This window comes from Bacillus sp. sid0103 (assembly GCF_019219025.1).
The window spans coordinates 1-430 of record NZ_JAHUWN010000117.1; the positions used below are offsets into that span (position 1 = coordinate 1).

The 430-nt window shown below is 41.9% G+C and carries 1 pseudogene; it reads left to right on the forward strand.

The features are described 5' to 3' along the window. Nucleotides 1-209 precede the first annotated feature (209 nt). Nucleotides 210-430 (forward strand): annotated as a pseudogene (locus KW850_RS32740) (IS110 family transposase); the annotation flags it as partial.

The following is a 430-nucleotide window of genomic DNA, read 5'->3' on the forward strand; positions in this document are numbered from 1 at the left end:
ATTTTTTATATGGTTTTATTATAACGGTAGCCGGGGTAGAACGTACCTGCCCGTGGGACAAAGATCCCGTCAGCTAAACAGTTCGCCCCCTACTTGCTTAAACATGATTTGGCTGGTTGGGACCATGATCTCGTATAACAAGCGAAGCTATGAAACTGCAAGAAGGATAAGGGGTTACCGGCAATTTTATGTTTTTGGAGGAGATAAAAATGAATCCAGTGGTTGGTCTGGATGTAGCGAAAGGTGAAAGTCAGGTACAAGCGTTCTTGGATAAGAAACAACCTTATAATCAGAGTTTTAAAGTGGCACATACCATGGAAGGACTGCAGTCCCTTCACTATTTTGTAAGAGAAATAGAAATGAAAACAGGAGTAAAGCCTCCCCTCGTTTTGGAATCAACAGGGCATTATCATATCCCCGTTGTACAATA